Source organism: Idiomarina sp. PL1-037 (assembly GCF_034422975.1).
Classification (GTDB): domain Bacteria; phylum Pseudomonadota; class Gammaproteobacteria; order Enterobacterales; family Alteromonadaceae; genus Idiomarina.
Genome location: NZ_CP139873.1, coordinates 1,105,990 through 1,124,337 on the forward strand (window position 1 = coordinate 1,105,990; position 18,348 = coordinate 1,124,337).

Consider the following 18,348-nt stretch of genomic DNA (forward strand, 5'->3'; position numbering starts at 1 on the left):
TATCGGCTTTTGAAATACATTGTTGTTTGTTTTTTATACGGTTTATTGTATAGTTTGTTCTTCTGTTAATTAATAACATTAAAATTACAAAGTAGGATGACAATGGACAAGGAACAGTCACTATCATTTAACAGTTTTCAGCATACACCTCTTGATGAACTTACTGTCGCGGAATGCCTCGAACGTTTAAAACTCATCTCACAAAAAGCAACTTATAAAGATGTTTCTGTTTGGTTAGGCCGCAATGCCAACGATTACGCCTACTGGAAACGTAGTAACAAACTACCTTTTGCTGAAATTATCCGAAAACTACTGCAAGAAAGAATCTCTCTTAATTGGTTTTTCGCTCCAGGTTATACCTTGCATGAACCCAACTATGCTTACACTCAGCGAGACTATGTTAAGAGTAGCGTAGTAGAGGAAGAACGGAAACGACGAATTGAATTTCTAAAAGCGCACAAAAAGATAGAACCGTTACTGAAAGACTACGGGCTGCAAGATGATGAACAATGCATGACTTTGATGCTGGATGCTTATTTTTCCACTACAGATAAGTGGATGGAGAAATCGCAGGCATTAGAGTTAGTAGCGAAAGCATTAGCTCTTAAGCCTGCGATTCAAAAGGTTAACCGCGTGGAAGACGAATCTTAGGTTCTTCTGCAGCACGGTATATCACTTGTGTTTTACCGATAATTTGCACTTCAGCGGCACCGGTTTCATGTACAATGGTTGCCATAATTTGCTTTCTGAGCTCGCGGTCTTCTTCCGGCACTTTTATTTTAATCAGTTCATGGTGGTCAAGTGCTTGCTCAATTTCTGCAAGAACACCTTCAGTAAGGCCGTTAGCCCCAAGTAGTACGACGGGTTTGAGCGGATGTGCTAAACCTTTTAAGTGCTGTTTTTGCTTATTACTTAATGACATTCGATAATATCCGTTTTAGAGCTTGATTTTTTAACATTGTAACGCCAGATCAGGTATTCAGGCCAGACAATTAAGGAAACTTCGTTAAATCATGGGAAAAAAACGCAGTGTAAGTAGTCAGCGCTGGCTGAAAGAACATTTTGACGATCAGTTTGTCCAAAAAGCTCAGAAGAAGGGATTACGCTCCCGCGCTGTTTTTAAATTGGAAGAAATACAAAAACGGGACAAACTGATCAAAAAAGGTCAAACCGTCGTTGATCTAGGAGCGGCCCCGGGCGGGTGGTCACAATACGTTGCCGACTACTTTAACGGCGACGGTCAAATCATTGCTTGTGATATTTTAGCGATGGACCCAATCGCCGGAGTCGATTTTCTTCAGGGCGATTTTCGTGAAGAATCGGTACTGGAAGCTTTATTAGAACGTATCGGTGGTAAAAATGTTGATGTGGTGCTGTCAGACATGGCACCTAATATGAGCGGTAATGGCACGGTAGACCAGGCGCGCTCTATGTATTTGGTAGAGCTGGCGTTGGACATGTGCCATCAGGTTTTGAAACCCGGCGGAAGTTTTGCCGTCAAAGTGTTTCAGGGGCAAGGTTTTGAATCTTTCCTGAAAGATGTACGTGCAGCGTTTAATGATGTGAAAACGAGAAAACCAGAGTCCTCAAGAGCACGTTCGAGAGAGGTCTACTTGGTAGCGACAGACTATAAACTGTAGTACCCTGTTGGGTAGTTGATTTTTAATAGAGGTAATAGGCTTTGAGCGATATGGCAAAGAATCTCATCTTGTGGCTTGTAATAGCCGTCGTACTGATGAGCGTTTTTCAGAGCTTCAGTCCGAGCGGAACGTCATCATCAACCATGGTATACAGCGAATTTGTATCCCAGGTTAATAATGGCAACATTCGTCGTGCTGAGTTTGGTGATGATGGACGCACTATTTCAGGTATGACTCGCAATGGTCAATCTTATAAAACTGTTGTACCAACTCAATATGATCCAAAAATTCTGGATGATTTGTTGGCGAACGATGTAGAAACCCAAGGTACTCCGCCAGAAGAGCAGAGTATTCTGGCATCTATTTTTATTTCGTGGTTCCCGATGCTGCTGTTGATTGGTGTATGGATATTCTTCATGCGTCAGATGCAAGGCGGTGGTGGTGGCCGTGGAGCCATGTCGTTTGGTAAGAGCAAAGCCAAGCTGATGAACGAAGAGCAGTCAAAAACAACGTTTAAAGATGTTGCGGGGTGTGATGAGGCTAAAGAAGAAGTCTCAGAGCTTGTCGACTATCTGAAAGACCCTTCTAAATTTCAGCGTCTTGGCGGCAAAATACCGAAAGGCGTGCTCATGGTTGGTCCTCCGGGAACCGGTAAAACATTGCTGGCTAAAGCGATTTCCGGCGAGGCTAAAGTGCCGTTCTTCAGTATTTCCGGTTCAGACTTCGTTGAGATGTTTGTTGGTGTTGGTGCTTCCCGTGTTCGTGACATGTTCGAACAAGCGAAAAAATCTGCGCCATGCATTATCTTTATTGATGAGCTTGATGCCGTGGGTCGTCAACGTGGTGCCGGATTAGGTGGTGGCCACGACGAACGTGAACAGACACTGAACCAAATGTTGGTTGAAATGGATGGTTTTGAAGGTAATGAAGGCATTATCGTTATTGCCGCTACTAACCGTCCAGATGTATTAGACCCTGCTTTATTACGTCCCGGTCGCTTTGACCGTCAGGTTATTGTTGGTTTACCGGATGTTCGTGGTCGTGAGCAAATTCTTAAAGTGCACATGCGTAAAGTGCCATTAGGCGATGACGTCAAACCGTCAGTGATCGCTCGTGGTACACCTGGCTTTTCTGGTGCGGATTTAGCGAACTTAGTAAACGAAGCTGCGCTATTTGCCGCCCGGGGCGACAAGCGTGTTGTTTCAATGGAAGAATTCGATAAAGCAAAAGACAAGATCATGATGGGTGCAGAGCGCCGCTCAATGGTGATGACGGACGATGAAAAAGCGATGACCGCTTATCACGAAGCCGGCCACGCCATTGTTGGTCGCCTTGTGCCAGAACATGATCCAGTCTACAAAGTATCGATTATTCCACGAGGCCGTGCGCTGGGTGTGACAATGTATCTGCCAGAGCAGGATCGTGTCAGCCACAGTAAGCAGCACCTTGAAAGTATGATTTCAAGCTTGTTCGGTGGACGCCTCGCAGAAGCCATTATTTATGGTAACGATAAAGTGACTACCGGTGCTTCTAACGACATTGAACGTGCAACTGAAATTGCTCGTAAAATGGTTACCCAGTGGGGGCTTTCAGAGAAAATGGGGCCGTTGCTGTACGCCGAAGATGAAAACGAAGTATTCCTCGGGCGCTCAGTTACTCAGCACAAGCACATGTCAGACGACACGGCGCGCGCTATTGATGAAGAAGTGAAGTCAGTAATTGATCGCAATTACCAGCGTGCGAAAAAACTGCTGGAAGAAAACGAAGATATTTTGCATTCAATGAAAGACGCATTAGTTCGCTATGAAACGATTGATGCCGACCAAATTGATGACTTAATGAACCGCCGCGATGTTCGTCAGCCAAAAGACTGGGATGACAGAGACAGTGGTGGTAACGATTCTGATGGTGGGGCTGCTAAAGCAGAAAACACCGAAGAACGTCCAGACCGCCCCATTAATGTTGATAAACCCGGGGATGCAACTTCTTAACGTTGATTCTTTTAAAAAGCCACCGAAAGGTGGCTTTTTTGTAGGACACAGTTATTAGCGGAGCTAAGCCATGCCAAAAAATCCAAAGCCGTTGCGAGTGATGGGAATTGTTAATGTTACTCCGGATTCATTTTCAGACGGTGGGGAGTACAATCGCCTAAATGACGCCATAGATCACGTTGCACAGCTGATCAAAGATGGCGCTGATATTGTGGATATTGGGGGGGAATCTACCCGTCCTGGTGCTTATTCGGTTGCTGAACAAGAAGAGTTGGACAGAGTTGTTCCTTTGGTAAACGCGGTAAGGGAGCGCTTTGACGTTTCTATTTCAGTGGATACAACCAAACCGAAAGTAATGACAGAATCGATACAAGTTGGCGCGAATATTATTAATGATGTTAATGCGTTGCGTGAGGAGGGCGCTCTTAAGGCGCTGGCTGAAACAAACGCAGAGGTGTGCCTGATGCACATGCAGGGTGAGCCTCGTAGTATGCAACAGAATCCTAATTACGACGATGTTGTTTTCGACGTTAAGACGTTTTTACAAGAGCGTGTCATAGAGTGTGAAAAAGCAGGCATAGAGCGCAAGAGAATTTGGCTGGATCCTGGTTTTGGTTTTGGCAAGTCGCAGCGACATAACTATCAGTTATTGCAACGTTTGCAGGCGTTTCACGAATTGCAGTTACCGTTATTGGTAGGAATGTCACGAAAAAGCATGATAGGTCATGTTACAGGACGTGAAGTAAAAGACCGCTTAGCAGGCAGTTTAGCAGCTGCAACCATTGCAGCTATGAAAGGAGCACGTATAATTCGCGTTCATGATGTTAAGGAGACAGTTGACGCAATGAAAGTGGTTGCAGCAACTACAGAAGGAGAACACCTTTGAGTGAGCGTAAATATTTCGGCACCGATGGCGTGCGCGGACGTGTCGGGCACTTCCCGATAACCCCTGAGTTTGCAGTTAAGCTTGGGTGGGCGGCCGGGCGTGTGCTTGCCGCTAAGGGCACCAGTCGCGTATTAGTGGGCAAAGACACCCGGGTTTCTGGTTATATGCTTGAGTCAGCACTGGAGGCAGGCTTAGCCGCTGCTGGTGTCGGGGTCGACTTCTTAGGGCCTATGCCGACTCCGGGAATTGCTTACCTTACACGTACGTTCAGAGCCGCTGCCGGAATCGTAATCAGCGCTTCCCATAACCCATATTATGACAATGGCATTAAATTTTTTGCTGATAACGGGCACAAACTTCCGGACGAAGTCGAGTTGGAAATTGAGCGCTTGCTGGACGAGCCGATGGATTGCGTTATTTCCGAAGAGCTGGGGCGGGCAAAACGCATTAACGATGCCGCAGGCCGCTATATCGAGTTTTGTAAAAGCGTGTTCCCCAATGAAATGACTCTGGAAGGGTTTCACATAGTGGTTGACTGCGCTCACGGGGCTACTTACCACATTGCACCAAATGTGCTTCGGGAACTCGGTGCTGAAGTGACCGAAATAGGCACGCAGCCGAATGGACTGAATATTAATAAAGAGTGTGGTGCAACGCACTTAACGGCATTGCAGAATGAAGTACTGGAAACAAAAGCTGACCTTGGTATAGCGCTTGACGGTGACGGTGACCGCATAATGATGGTGACTGAAAACGGACGCCCCATTGATGGTGACGAAATTCTTTATATGCTTGCTGTCACTGCGCAGAATCAGGGGCAGCTTCAGGGCGGGGTTGTTGGTACTTTGATGACGAACTTTGCTTTGGAGAAGGAGCTGGATAAACGGCGCATTCCTTTTGTTCGGGCGAAAGTCGGCGACCGTTATGTTATTGAGGAACTGGTTAAGCGTGACTGGTATCTCGGTGGCGAAAATTCCGGGCACGTTATAAACCGTCAGCATCACACGACCGGAGACGGCATTATAGCCGGCCTACAGGTTCTAGCGGCGATGTACCAGGAACAAAAGTCCCTGGAAAAACTGAGCTGTGACTTTCATAAACTGCCGCAAGTACTTATTAATGTTCGTTTCGAGAGTGATAAACAGCCTCTGGAATCAGCAAATGTGAAAAGTGTTGTGCGTGAAGTGGAAGAGGCTCTTGCAGGCAGCGGTCGGGTCTTATTACGGAAGTCTGGCACTGAACCTTTAATTCGCGTAATGGTTGAAGGTGAGAACGAAGCAAAGGTAAAAGCCTTTGCTCAGCAAATTGCTAAAGAGGTCGAAGCGGCTACAAATTAAACAGTTAGCGGCTAGTGGTGAAAATCTCGCTTGTAAGTTGGTGAGTGTTTCGCTACTATTCCCGCGCTCTGGAGTAGAGGACAAACTATGCCTAATGCATCACTAGTGATTGCAAATTGGAAAATGAACGGAAATCGCAAGCTAACGAAAACAATGTCGACAGCTTTGCGGGAAAAACTTAATCAGCTACAGCAAGTTAAGTTAGTTATCTGTCCTCCGTTCACCCTTATTAGCGAGCTGGCTAATCAGTGTTATTACGATGACATTGCCATTGGTGCTCAGAGTGTATCTGAATACACTGGCGGCGCTTTCACCGGTGAAATTTCAACCTCGCAGCTACAAGAGTTTGGTGTTAGCTACGTGCTAGTGGGACATTCAGAGCGTCGGCAGTTTTTCGCAGAAACCGACAAAATGGTGAATGAGAAGACCTTAGCTACGGTTAATGCTGGTATGACAGCGGTAATTTGTGTTGGCGAGAATAAAGCACAACGCGATGAGGGAAACACCTGGGAAGTTGTAGCAGAGCAAGCGCAAGCGGCTTTGGCTGACCTTCCTAAAGAGCAAGCCGGTAAAATTGTTTTGGCCTACGAGCCAGTTTGGGCAATTGGTACCGGAGAAACGGCTTCACCAGAACAAGCACAGGACGTTCATGCAAAATTAAGAGCGTTACTGGTAGAGCAATTTGGCGCGATTGGTGAGAAAATGCCGTTATTGTACGGCGGCTCAGTTAAAGCTGACAACGCTGCCGAATTATTTGCGCAAAAAGACATTGACGGCGGCCTGATAGGTGGCGCAAGTTTGAAAGAGTCAGACTTTGTTGCTATTTGCCAAGCTGCTCAAGGGTAAAATTATGTACGAAATTTTGATGATCGCATTTCTCGTTGTCGCTTTGGTCTTAATTGGCTTTATTATGCTGCAACAAGGCAAAGGCGCAGACATGGGCGCATCTTTTGGCTCAGGAGCATCGAACACTGTTTTTGGTTCATCAGGTTCCGGTAACTTCCTGACCCGCGCAACAGCCGGGTTGGCGGTAGTGTTTTTCATTCTGAGCCTGGTACTGGGTAACTTATCGACTTCTACTGATGAGTCATCAAATGACTTTTCAGACCTTTCAGTTCCGGCTGAAGAGCAAGAGTTACCTCCAGCTGATGATAAGTCAGACTCTGAATCTGACGTGCCGCCAATTGACTAAGATTTTGCAGAAGTGGTGGAATTGGTAGACACGCTACCTTGAGGGGGTAGTGCTCGTACGGGCGTGCGGGTTCAAGTCCCGCCTTCTGCACCAAAATTAACTCTCTGATTGTTGCCTCAGAGGTTGAAAATAAACGTAAAATACGTATAATGTGCAACAAGTTTCGGACGCGGGGTGGAGCAGTCTGGTAGCTCGTCGGGCTCATAACCCGAAGGTCGTAGGTTCAAATCCTGCCCCCGCAACCAATTTTAGTAGCAGCATTTCGCATTAAGGCGTCGCTTTTGCTAAAATAACTGACAAAGGGTCCAGTGTTCAGAAAGCCCCGCAGCAGCTCGGGGCTTTTTGCTATGCGGCCTTAGCTATCTTAGGATAGCCAGAACACTGGGCGCTTGCGCCCTTTTTTTGTTTCAGGAGGCAGTAATTGGCAAATTTGCAAGAACGGTTAACCGATATAATTCGGCCGGCGGTAGAAGCGCTGGACTTTGAATTGTGGGGCGTAGAGTTTATCCGCGCCGGTAAGTTTTCAACGTTACGGGTTTATATCGATCATCCGGAAGGTATCAGTGTGGATAACTGTGCAGACGTGAGTTATCAGGTCAGTTCACTACTGGATGTTGAAGACCCTATCAATGTTGAATACAACCTGGAAGTGTCCTCTCCGGGAATGGAAAGACCGTTTTTTAATGCCGAACAAATGCAGCCTTATATAAAAGAAACCGTTGCTTTTGAACTAATAGCGGCGCAAAAGAACAAAAGAAAATTTAAGGCAGAATTGATTGCGGTTGAGGGAGAAGAACTGACCCTTGCCGTTGATAACGATACTTTTCAGGTGAATATGCGCGATGTGAAAAACGCTCACCTGGTTCCGGCATTTGATTAAAAGATTGCGTTGGCGAGGCAGCACTCATGAGTAAAGAAATACTGTTAGTCGCAGAAGCGGTTTCAAACGAAAAAGCAGTACCACGCGAAAAGATATTTGAAGCGTTAGAGTCAGCGTTGGCTCATGCGACCAAAAAGAAGTACGACGGCGATATTGAAGTTCGTATTGATATCGATCGTACCACCGGCGAATTTGATACATTTCGTCGTTGGTTGGTCGTTGAAGACACGGATTTAGGGTTAGAACACCCTTACCGTGAAATTAGCTTGTCAGCAGCGCAATACGAAGATTCATCGGTTCAGGCTGGTGATTACGTAGAAGAACAAATCGATTCGATAGAGTTTGACCGTATTACGACCCAAACGGCAAAACAGGTTATTGTACAAAAGGTGCGTGAAGCTGAACGAGCTCAAGTTGTCGATGAATATCGCGAGCAAGTGGGCGAAATGGTCAGCGGTATTGTTAAGCGTGCAAATCGGGAACACGTTATTCTGGATTTAGGTAATAACGCAGAAGCAATTATTTATCGCGACGAAATGTTACCGCGAGAATCGGTGCGTCCAGGTGACCGTATTCGCGGGTTGCTTTATGACGTTCGTCCGGAAGCCCGGGGTGCACAATTATTTGTAAGCAGAACCAATCCTAATTTCTTGTTGGAATTGTTCCGTATCGAAGTGCCTGAAATAGGTGAAGAGATGATTGAGCTTCGCGGTGCTGCCCGAGACCCGGGTTCGCGTGCTAAAATTGCGGTTAAGAGCAATGATAAGCGCATAGATCCTGTTGGGGCTTGCGTCGGTATGCGCGGTGCACGAGTTCAAGCGGTCTCTGGTGAACTTGGTGGTGAGCGCGTAGACATTGTGCTTTGGGATGACAATCCAGCACAGTACGTCATTAACGCGATGGCACCTGCTGAAGTCGCGTCTATAGTTGTGGATGAAGATGCACACACTATGGATATTGCGGTTGCAGCAGATAATCTGGCGCAAGCTATTGGTAAAGGTGGACAGAACGTTCGCCTTGCCAGCCAGCTAACCGGCTGGACGCTGAATGTTATGACCGAAGACGATTTCAACGAAAAAAATGAAGCGGAAACTCAGCGCCTATTGAACTTGTTCGTATCGACTTTAGATATCGATGAAGATTTTGCAAGTGTACTGGTTGATGAAGGCTTCTCTTCACTTGAAGAAGTGGCTTATGTCCCGGTTGCAGAATTCCTTGATATTGAAGGAATGGACGAAGATATCGTAGAAGAATTACGTAGCAGAGCACGTGCTTATTTAACCACGAAAGCTCTGGCTACAGAAGAATCTCTGGAATCGGCTGAACCAGACGACACACTGTTGAACCTGGAAGGAATGGAGCGTCATCTGGCTTATGTGTTAGCCAGTAAAGGCGTGACAACTCTGGAAGAGTTAGCGGAACAGGGCGTTGACGACTTAGCCGATATTGAAGAATTAAATGAACAGCAGGCTGGCGATTTGATTATGAAAGCCCGCAATATTTGCTGGTTCAATGAAGAACAGTAGAACGATCAGCGGAGGTACAACAGACTATGGAAGAAGTAACGCTCGATAAGCTGGCCACAGATGTCGGTACAACAGTTGATCGTCTGGTTCAGCAGTTCGCTGAAGCGGGCATGACCAAGAAAGCGGGTGATTCTGTTAACGAAGAAGAAAAACAGAAATTACTGGCTCACTTGAACCGTCAGCACGGCGGTGGCGGCAGCTCTGAACCCAGCAAAATGACGTTAAAGCGTAAAACGAAAAGTACACTAAATGTCGGTGGTGGTAGAGACGCTAAATCTGTTCAGGTAGAAGTACGTAAAAAGCGTACCTACGTGAAGCGTTCAGCAACTGAAGAGCAGGAACGTGAGGAACAGGAGCGCTTAGCTAAAGAAAAAGAAGCTGAAGAGGCGAAGCTTCGCGAAGAAGAAAAGCAACGTGAAGAAGAGCAGCAGCGTAAAGAAGCCGAAGCGAAAGCGAAGGCAGAACGCGAAAAAGCTGAGAAAGAAAAAGCTGAGAAAGAAAAGCTGCGCAAAGAAAAAGAGAAAGAGCGTCAAAAAGCAGAAGCTGAAAAGCGTGCAGCAATGACTCCTGAAGAGCGTGAAGCAGCAGACAAAGCGAAAGCTGAGGCTGAAAAGTTGAAACGTCAGCAGGAAGAAGAAGCGCGTAAAAAAGCGGAAAAAGAAGCGGAAGCTCAAGCGGAAGAAGCTCGTAAACTGGCAGAAGAAAACGCAAAACGCTGGGAAGAAGAAGAGCAAAAACGCAAGCAGCAAGAGCAGGAAGACGTACACTTTACAACGTCGTCTACCGCTCAAGAAGCTGAAGACGCACAAGACTTTGACGAAGAGCGTAAAAGCCGTAAACGCGGTAAAAAACGTCGTCGTAAAGATGAAGAAAGCGATGAGACTCCACGCCGCGAGAAGCGTCGTAAAGGTGGTCGTCGCGGCTCATCGCTGCAGCAGGGCTTCAATAAACCAGCTCAGCCAGTTGAACGAGACGTGAAAATTGGTGAGACCATTACCGTTGGTGAACTCGCTAACCGTATGGCGGTTAAGGCCAGTGACCTTATCAAAACCATGATGAAAATGGGTGAGATGGTTACCATTAACCAGATTCTTGATCAGGACACAGCCGCCCTGGTGGTTGAAGAACTGGGTCACAAACCTGCGCTAGTGAAAGATAATGCGCTGGAAGAAGAAGTGCTTTCTGACCGTCAGGAAGGCGGAGAAGAGGCACCTCGTGCGCCGGTCGTTACTGTTATGGGTCACGTTGACCATGGTAAGACATCGTTGCTGGATTACATTCGTAAAGCCAAAGTTGCATCAGGGGAAGCGGGTGGTATTACTCAGCACATTGGTGCGTACCACGTTGAAACGGGTCACGGCATGGTAACTTTCCTGGATACTCCAGGACACGCCGCCTTTACTTCTATGCGTGCACGTGGTGCCGGCGCAACAGACGTTGTCATTCTCGTAGTTGCAGCGGACGACGGTGTTATGCCGCAAACCAAAGAAGCGGTTCAGCACGCAAAAGCAGCTGGCGTACCTCTGGTGGTTGCTGTGAACAAGATGGATAAAGAAGGCGCAGATCCAGATCGTGTCAAAAACGAACTGTCTCAGTTAGATGTTATTCCTGAAGACTGGGGTGGTGACGTGCAGTTTATTCCACTGTCGGCTCACACCGGTGAAGGCATAGATGAGCTGTTGGAAGCCATTTTGCTTCAATCCGAAGTCTTGGATTTACGCGCAGAAGAAACCGGCATGGCGTCAGGTATTGTGGTTGAATCGCGCTTGGATCGTGGCCGGGGGCCGGTAGCAACGATATTGGTTCAGCGTGGTTTGCTGAAGCAGGGTGACGTCGTACTATGTGGTCTTGAATACGGTCGCATCCGTGCTATGCGTGATGAAACCGGCAAAGAAATTAAAGAAGCAGGTCCATCTATTCCTGTAGAAATACTAGGTCTGTCTGGTGTTCCTCAGGCTGGTGATGAAGCTACAGTTGTCAAAGATGAGCGTAAAGCGCGTGAAGTTGCTAACTACCGTCAGGGTAAATATCGCGATGTGAAATTAGCGAAGCAGCAAAAAGCGAAACTGGAAAACATGTTTGCGGACATGGCTGAAGGGGATGTTGCTGAGCTGAATATTGTACTTAAGTCTGATGTACAAGGTTCACTGGAGGCCATTTCTGATGCGTTGACTAAGCTTTCTACTGAGGAAGTGAAAGTGAACATCATCGGTAGCGGCGTTGGTGGTATCACTGAAACCGATATTTCTCTGGCCAGTGCGTCAAATGCCATTGTTGTTGGTTTTAACGTTCGCGCGGAAGCTGCAGCCAGAAAGCTGGTTGAACAGGAAAGTGTCGACTTACGCTATTACAGCGTTATTTATGACTTAATTGACGAAGTTAAAGCGGCAATGAGCGGTATGCTGCAGCCTGAGTTTAAACAGCAGATCATTGGTTTGGCTGAAGTTCGTGATGTCTTTAAATCACCTAAGATTGGAGCCATTGCTGGTTGTATGGTCACTGAAGGTGTGGTGAAGCGTTCTGCTCCAATTCGTGTATTGCGTGATAACGTTGTTATTTACGAGGGCGAGCTTGAATCTTTACGTCGCTTTAAAGATGACGTTCAGGAAGTTCGTAATGGCATGGAATGTGGTATCGGCGTTAAGAACTACAACGATGTCAAAGAAGGCGACCAAATCGAAGTCTTCGAAACCATTCAGATTGAACGTACGCTGTAATCAAGGACACAGTAATTTATGGCTCAAGAGTTTAGCCGTACCGAGAGGGTACGGCATCAGCTACAACGAGAAATTGCTATGATCCTGCAACGTGAGATAAAAGATCCTCGCGTTAGCATGGTCACAGTATCCGACGTGGAAGTTTCTCGTGATTTAGCTTATGCCAAAGTGTTTGTTACCTTTTTCCAAGATGAGCCTGAGCAAGTTAAACAGGCATTAAAAGTGTTGAATGAAGCCTCAGGTTTCATTCGCTCTTTATTGGGTAAGCGCATCAAAGCACGTATTGTTCCGCAACTGAAGTTCCAGCACGACGCTTCTTTAAATGAAGGAATTCGTATGGGGAAATTGGTTGCGGAAGCTCGTGAAAGAGATAAGAAAAGCAGCGAAAACAGCGGAGACGATTAATGTCTAAACCTCGTCTACGCAAAGGCCGCGCTGTCACGGGCGTAGTATTATTGAATAAACCGCAGGGCATGAGTTCAAACCATGCCCTGCAGCGTGTTAAGCGTCTATATAATGCACAAAAAGCGGGTCATACTGGTGCGTTGGACCCTCTGGCAACCGGGATTTTGCCTGTTTGTCTTGGAGAGGCGACCAAATTCTCGCAATATCTGCTGGAAGCCGATAAAGCCTACCGAGTCGAGGCTACGCTGGGAGTAAGAACAACCACCAGTGACGCAGAAGGTGAAGTGGTAGAGGAAAAGCCTGTAGCAGTTGATGCCGCTAAGGTTGCTGATGCAGTAAAGCAGTTTCTTGGTGAACAGGAGCAGTCTCCCTCTATTTATTCGGCACTTAAACACGAAGGTCGCCCGCTATATTATTATGCGCGGCAAGGCATTGAAGTTCCCAAAAAAACACGCACAATCACCGTTCATTCAATCGAGTTGTTGGATATCGAGGACACGAAAGTGACCCTGCAAGTGAGTTGCAGCAAAGGTACCTACATTCGTACTTTAGTTGATGACTTGGGTCAGTTATTAGGCTGTGGTGCTCACGTATCCATGCTACACCGTAACGGAGTAGCCGACATAGCTGAAGCCGCTATGGTGACTCTGGAACAACTGGAAACGTTAGCAGAAGAGGGCTATGAAGCTCTCGATGCGTTATTGCATCCGGCTGACTTATTACTGGGCGAATTGCCCGGGGTAACGGTAACTCAAGAGCAAACTCGGGACTTTTTGCATGGACAGCCCATTCCTTTACCTGAGCAAAATGTTAATGAAGCAGAAGAATGGCGGGTTACGACTGAAAACTCACTATTTCTTGGCGTCGGACGGGTGAAAAATGCGGAATTATGGCCGCGCCGGGTTGTTGCACGAGAGTATGTGGATTTATAGTTGTTTTTACGGCAGCTGGCGAGTATAATCGCCGCCTTCATATCGATGCTGAATTAGTGATTGGCGTCGATCATTTTGACAAAACTTAGGAGTTAGCATGTCACTAACTGTTGAACAGAAAGCTGAGATTTTAAAAGAATTTGGTCAAGGCGAGAACGATACCGGTTCTCCTGAAGTGCAAGTTGCACTTTTAACTAAAAACTTGGCTGAATTACAAGACCACTTTAAAGAACATAAGAAAGATCACCACTCACGTCGTGGTTTGTTACGTATGGTTAGTCGCCGTCGTAAGCTTCTCGATTACCTGAAGCGTAAAGACGAAAAACGCTACGTAGCTATCGTAGAACGTCTGGGCATCCGCCGTTAAGACAAACGTTCTGAAAAGAATAAAATAAAAAGGGCCTTGAGGCCCTTTTTTTGTATTCTTTTTTAGGCTTATGGGTCTTAATTTCGTCACAATTCCCCTATACTATGCGGTGAGATAAATAAAGAGAGAAGACGAGTATCAATCCGGATACTCTATATTTTGAAGGTAAAGGAAAGCAACGTGAATCCAATAACTAAACAATTTCAGTACGGTCAGCATACAGTCACATTAGAAACTGGCGTAATAGCCCGTCAGGCGACTGGTTCTGTACTTGCCAGCATCGATGATACAACAGTCTTGGTCACTGTTGTTGCTAAAAAAGAAGCACGTGAAGGGCAAAACTTTTTCCCATTAACAGTCAATTACCAGGAAAAGACTTACGCAGCCGGTAAAATTCCTGGCGGTTTCTTTAAGCGTGAAGGGCGTCCCAGCGAAAATGAGACTTTGACAAGTCGCTTGATCGACCGTCCAATTCGTCCATTATTCCCTGATGGTTTCATGAACGAAGTTCAAGTTGTTGCGACTGTCGTTTCAGTCAACCCTCAAATTAACCCTGACATTGTCGCATTAATTGGTGCATCAGCCGCTTTATCTATTTCTGGAGCTCCTTTTGCAGGACCAATTGGCGCGGCACGTGTTGGTGTGGTTAATGATGAATACGTACTAAATCCAACCGCCGACGAGCTAGAAAACTCCAAGCTGGACCTTGTGGTTGCGGGTACGGATAAAGCAGTATTAATGGTTGAATCAGAAGCTGAACTGCTGTCTGAAGACCAAATGCTTGGCGCCGTTATGTACGGTCACGAAGCAATGCAGGACGTTATAAAAGCCATTACTGAATTTACTGCAGAAGCAGGCAAAGAGAAGTGGGACTGGCAGGCACCTGCAAAAGATGAAAGCTTACAGACTAAAATCCGTGAATTGGCAGAGCAAGGTATTGGCGAAGCCTACCGCACTACCGACAAAGCAGAACGTAAAGGCAAGCTTGACCAAGTTAAAGAGCAGATGGTCGAGAAGCTGACTGCTGAAGATGAAAATGTCGATTTAGAAGAAGCCGGCAAAATCTTCCACGACCTGGAAAGTGACATTGTCCGCAGCCGTATTATTGCGGGTGAAAAGCGTATTGATGGCCGCGACCCTGACATGGTTCGTGCTATTAGCGTGGCGACTGGTGTATTACCGCGTACTCACGGTTCATCATTGTTTACCCGTGGTGAGACTCAGGCGCTGGTAACGGCGACTTTAGGTACCGATCGTGATGCTCAGATGATTGACGAGCTGACCGGTATGAACACCAATCGTTTCATGCTGCATTATAACTTCCCTCCATACTGTGTTGGCGAAACAGGGATGGTTGGTTCGCCAAAACGTCGTGAAATTGGTCATGGTCGTTTGGCTAAACGTGGTATTCAGGCGGTTATGCCTAGCCACGACGAGTTCCCATACACCATTCGTGTTGTTTCAGAAATTACGGAATCAAACGGTTCAAGCTCTATGGCCTCCGTTTGTGGTTCTTCACTGGCGTTGATGGATGCAGGTGTACCAATCAAGTCTTCTGTAGCGGGTATTGCTATGGGCTTGGTCAAAGAAGGCGACAAGCACGTTGTTCTGTCTGACATTCTCGGTGATGAAGATCACTTAGGTGATATGGACTTTAAAGTAGCGGGTAACACCGATGGTATTACTGCGCTGCAAATGGACATCAAAATTGACGGCATTACTCGCGACATCATGGAAAGTGCATTAGCGCAGGCTAAATCAGCTCGCTTACACATTCTGAAAGTGATGGACGAAGCTATTGGCGGTCACCGTGAAGAATTGTCGACTTATGCACCTCGTTTTACCACCATTAAAATTGATCAGGACAAGATCAAAGACGTTATCGGTAAAGGCGGAGCGGTCATTCGCGAGCTGACTGAATCGACCAATACCAACATTGAGATTGGTGATGACGGTACCATCAAAGTTGCAGCAAGCGACCAGGCTGATGCTGACGCCGCTATTGAGAAAATCAAGCAGTTAACGGCTAACGTAGAAGTCGGTAAAATTTACCAGGGTAAAGTAGCTCGTATCGTAGATTTCGGTGCCTTTGTTACTGTTTTGCCAGGTAAAGATGGCTTAGTTCACATTTCTCAAATAGCAGAAGAGCGTGTAAACGACGTAAACGAATACCTGAAAGTAGGCGATGTTGTTCCGGTTAAAGTACTGGAGATTGACCGTCAGGGCCGCGTTCGTCTAAGCATGAAAGAAGCTGCTGAGAAAAAAGAAGAACCAGCAACTGAAGCGCCGGCAGAGCCTGCAGCTGAAGAAGAAACCAAAAGCGAAGAATAATCGTAAAGATTTTCTCAGCTTTGTTAAGAACCCCGTGTAAACGGGGTTTTTTTATGTCTGCTTTTTGCCTGAATGGCGTTGAATGTGCTGTAATAGAGGCCAGTGTTTATTTAAGGATAAAATTATGCAAGAGCGCAGAAGTGTTAGGTTCATTGGAACTTTGTTGTTATTAGGCGCCATGACGGGGTGTGCCTCGCAAAGTTCATTTAATCAGTTACCTGATACTGTGGTACTCGCTGAACCTGAGCGTGCGGAATTTCGCTATGAAATTGAGCTGGCACGCATTGCGCAAATGTTAAGAGAAGATTTAACCGAAGAACAGCGCGGAGAGCTATATTACCGTCGTGGGGCATTATACGACGCAGTCGGCTTAAGAACACTTGCGAGAATGGATTTTACCCGGGCTTTAGAATATAACCCGAGACTGGCTGATGCGTATAATTTCTTAGGTATTCAATATACGCAATTAGAAGAATTTGATTACGCTTACGAGGCTTTTGATTCCGCAATTGAACTAAACCCCGAACATCGTTACGCCTATTTGAACCGTGGTATAGCTGAGTATTACGACGCGAGAACGAAATTGTCTCAGGAAGACTTAGAATACCACCTGGAAAAAGAACCCGATGACCCTTACCGTGTTATTTGGCTGTTTCTTGCTGAACATGAAAATGATGCTGAACTGGCACAAGAAAGTCTTGCGCAAAACGCTGAGAAACTGGATAAGTCCGACTGGGGCTATCAGATTGTACAGCTTTATACGGGGAAACTTTCTGAAGAAGAGTTTTTACAACGTATGACTCGTAACTTAGGTGAGTCGGAAAAGCTGACTGAACGTTTGTGTGAAGCCTATTTTTATCTTGGCAAATATATGCAAATGAAAGGGGAGCAACTGCAGGCTGTTAACTATTTTAAATTGGCTTTAATGACAAATGTATATGGCTTCGTTGAACACCGTTATGCGTCGGTTGAGTTAACCCGTATTCGTGAATCCTTACTTAGTCGTTAAAGAGAAAAGGAGTGAAAGCCGGACTCTTAATTGTGTTGTTTCTGCTCGCTTTAAGTGGGTGGTCTCATCAGGTTTATAACCAACAACAAGAGCGCTACAGGCTAGCGCATCAGGGTAATGCCCGGGCACAACACCAACTGGCAAATCATCACTGGAAACTTAATAACCGCACCGCTGCTTATTATTGGTGGCAGCGGTCGGCGAAGCAGCACTATTTTCCAGCCATAGAAAGCTTAATCAACGAATTTCCAAGAGCAAATGATACCTGGCTTGAACTGGCCGTTGCTGCTGGTGACCCTGCGGCTCAACGGGAGGTAGCTACTGTTGAATTAACTGATCAGAACACATCAATAGATCAATGGCAGAGTCGTTGGACAAACTCGAGTGACCCTTGGTTGCAGAGCAAGCTTAAACTGATGGAACGCTATAAGAATAATGACCAGTGTCATATGGAAATTAATGTGATTGCGGCTGATTCTGGCGAAAAACGACGTTACCTTAACTTTTTGTCCGCGGTACAAAATGCACCTTTTGATACTCAGAATTGGTGCGTCAGCTTTACTTTGGACGAAAACTTATCTTGTGTAACCGATACGCAGAGAAAACGGGCAAGTTGTCATTTTGAAAAAAGTTTTGATAGGCAGGTAATATTAGCCGAAAAGGGTATTGCCAGTGCCAATAGTCAGACATTGACTTTAACTGCTGACAGTTCAGAAGCAGTTATTCAACATGAGCTGGGACACTGGGTTGGGTTTGCTGATGAGTACGAAATGTCGGAAGTACTCGCCCAGAAGTTTTGCTATGGCTATTACGATCATGACACCCTGAATATTATTGTAACTGAAGCTCATAACGATTATTCGGCGCGGCAGGTTAAAGCGATTTATAAAAGCCTGCCGTGGAAAGATGAACTCAGGTCCTGGCAAGATATTGCGATTAAGAAGCAAGGGAAGTGGCGTTTAGGAAGCCCAGAAGACGCTATTGTCGGCCTTTTTAAAGCGGATACCTGTAATTCTGTAGATGACAGGCAAGCATGGCGTCCAGTTAATATTAGAACCGCCATGGAGCAGCATGACACCCAAATATGGCCCGAACTCTACTTAAGATTGCTGAAACGCAAAAATTGATACTTTGA

The 18,348-nt window shown here is 46.2% G+C and carries 17 protein-coding genes and 2 tRNA genes; 18 read left to right on the plus strand and 1 reads right to left on the minus strand.

Annotated features, from left to right (window positions below; translation table 11 throughout):
- Window positions 1–102: 102 nt before the first annotated feature.
- Entirely contained in the window at window positions 103–651 is a 549-nt protein-coding gene (locus U0358_RS05005) for a hypothetical protein (protein ID WP_317496561.1), read from the plus strand.
- On the opposite strand, the gene yhbY is transcribed toward U0358_RS05005, so the two are convergent.
- Complete coding sequence (gene yhbY, locus U0358_RS05010) at window positions 626–922, minus strand: ribosome assembly RNA-binding protein YhbY (protein ID WP_011234228.1); 297 nt, start codon at window positions 920–922, stop codon at window positions 626–628. The two genes, U0358_RS05005 and yhbY, sit on opposite strands and share 26 nt — an antisense overlap.
- Window positions 923–1,013: 91 nt before the next feature.
- On the opposite strand from yhbY, the gene rlmE reads away from it, so the two are divergent.
- From rlmE to U0358_RS05095, 17 genes are all read left to right on the plus strand, one after another.
- Window positions 1,014–1,640 (plus strand): 23S rRNA (uridine(2552)-2'-O)-methyltransferase RlmE, encoded by a 627-nt coding sequence (gene rlmE / locus U0358_RS05015; RefSeq protein WP_011234227.1) that lies wholly within the window; start codon window positions 1,014–1,016, stop codon window positions 1,638–1,640.
- 41 nt (window positions 1,641–1,681) lie between these two features.
- Complete coding sequence (gene ftsH / locus U0358_RS05020) at window positions 1,682–3,631, plus strand: ATP-dependent zinc metalloprotease FtsH (RefSeq protein ID WP_317496562.1); 1,950 nt, start codon at window positions 1,682–1,684, stop codon at window positions 3,629–3,631.
- Window positions 3,632–3,701: 70 nt separating this feature from the next.
- Window positions 3,702–4,517, plus strand: coding sequence for a dihydropteroate synthase (gene folP / locus U0358_RS05025; RefSeq protein ID WP_317496563.1), 816 nt, complete (start codon window positions 3,702–3,704; stop codon window positions 4,515–4,517).
- On the plus strand, window positions 4,514–5,854 hold the full coding sequence (gene glmM / locus U0358_RS05030) for a phosphoglucosamine mutase (RefSeq protein WP_317496564.1): 1,341 nt from the start codon (window positions 4,514–4,516) through the stop codon (window positions 5,852–5,854). The genes folP and glmM overlap by 4 nt, the downstream gene beginning before the upstream one ends.
- A gap of 87 nt (window positions 5,855–5,941) precedes the next feature.
- Window positions 5,942–6,700 (plus strand): triose-phosphate isomerase, encoded by a 759-nt coding sequence (tpiA, locus tag U0358_RS05035; protein WP_322407274.1) that lies wholly within the window; start codon window positions 5,942–5,944, stop codon window positions 6,698–6,700.
- Window positions 6,701–6,704: 4 nt separating this feature from the next.
- Window positions 6,705–7,046, plus strand: coding sequence for a preprotein translocase subunit SecG (gene secG, locus U0358_RS05040; RefSeq protein ID WP_317496566.1), 342 nt, complete (start codon window positions 6,705–6,707; stop codon window positions 7,044–7,046).
- A 6-nt stretch (window positions 7,047–7,052) separates the two neighbouring features.
- Window positions 7,053–7,139, plus strand: a tRNA-Leu gene (locus tag U0358_RS05045).
- A gap of 75 nt (window positions 7,140–7,214) precedes the next feature.
- Window positions 7,215–7,291: transfer RNA gene (locus U0358_RS05050), tRNA-Met, on the plus strand.
- 176 nt (window positions 7,292–7,467) lie between these two features.
- The gene (gene rimP / locus U0358_RS05055; RefSeq protein WP_317496567.1) at window positions 7,468–7,926 is read left to right on the plus strand and encodes a ribosome maturation factor RimP; all 459 of its coding nucleotides are present in this window, start codon (window positions 7,468–7,470) and stop codon (window positions 7,924–7,926) included.
- 26 nt (window positions 7,927–7,952) lie between these two features.
- On the plus strand, window positions 7,953–9,452 hold the full coding sequence (nusA, locus tag U0358_RS05060) for a transcription termination factor NusA (RefSeq protein ID WP_322407275.1): 1,500 nt from the start codon (window positions 7,953–7,955) through the stop codon (window positions 9,450–9,452).
- 26 nt (window positions 9,453–9,478) lie between these two features.
- The gene (infB, locus tag U0358_RS05065; RefSeq protein ID WP_322407276.1) at window positions 9,479–12,169 is read left to right on the plus strand and encodes a translation initiation factor IF-2; all 2,691 of its coding nucleotides are present in this window, start codon (window positions 9,479–9,481) and stop codon (window positions 12,167–12,169) included.
- 18 nt (window positions 12,170–12,187) lie between these two features.
- Complete coding sequence (gene rbfA / locus U0358_RS05070; protein ID WP_322407277.1) at window positions 12,188–12,574, plus strand: 30S ribosome-binding factor RbfA; 387 nt, start codon at window positions 12,188–12,190, stop codon at window positions 12,572–12,574.
- The gene (truB, locus tag U0358_RS05075; RefSeq protein WP_322407278.1) at window positions 12,574–13,506 is read left to right on the plus strand and encodes a tRNA pseudouridine(55) synthase TruB; all 933 of its coding nucleotides are present in this window, start codon (window positions 12,574–12,576) and stop codon (window positions 13,504–13,506) included. The genes rbfA and truB overlap by 1 nt, the downstream gene beginning before the upstream one ends.
- Window positions 13,507–13,603: 97 nt before the next feature.
- Entirely contained in the window at window positions 13,604–13,873 is a 270-nt protein-coding gene (gene rpsO / locus U0358_RS05080; RefSeq protein WP_011234216.1) for a 30S ribosomal protein S15, read from the plus strand.
- A gap of 180 nt (window positions 13,874–14,053) precedes the next feature.
- The gene (gene pnp / locus U0358_RS05085) at window positions 14,054–16,204 is read left to right on the plus strand and encodes a polyribonucleotide nucleotidyltransferase (protein WP_322407279.1); all 2,151 of its coding nucleotides are present in this window, start codon (window positions 14,054–14,056) and stop codon (window positions 16,202–16,204) included.
- 124 nt (window positions 16,205–16,328) lie between these two features.
- Window positions 16,329–17,213, plus strand: a complete 885-nt coding sequence (gene nlpI, locus U0358_RS05090) for a lipoprotein NlpI (protein WP_317496573.1) — start codon at window positions 16,329–16,331, stop codon at window positions 17,211–17,213.
- An 11-nt stretch (window positions 17,214–17,224) separates the two neighbouring features.
- The gene (locus tag U0358_RS05095; protein WP_322407280.1) at window positions 17,225–18,340 is read left to right on the plus strand and encodes an SEL1-like repeat protein; all 1,116 of its coding nucleotides are present in this window, start codon (window positions 17,225–17,227) and stop codon (window positions 18,338–18,340) included.
- Window positions 18,341–18,348 lie beyond the last annotated feature (8 nt).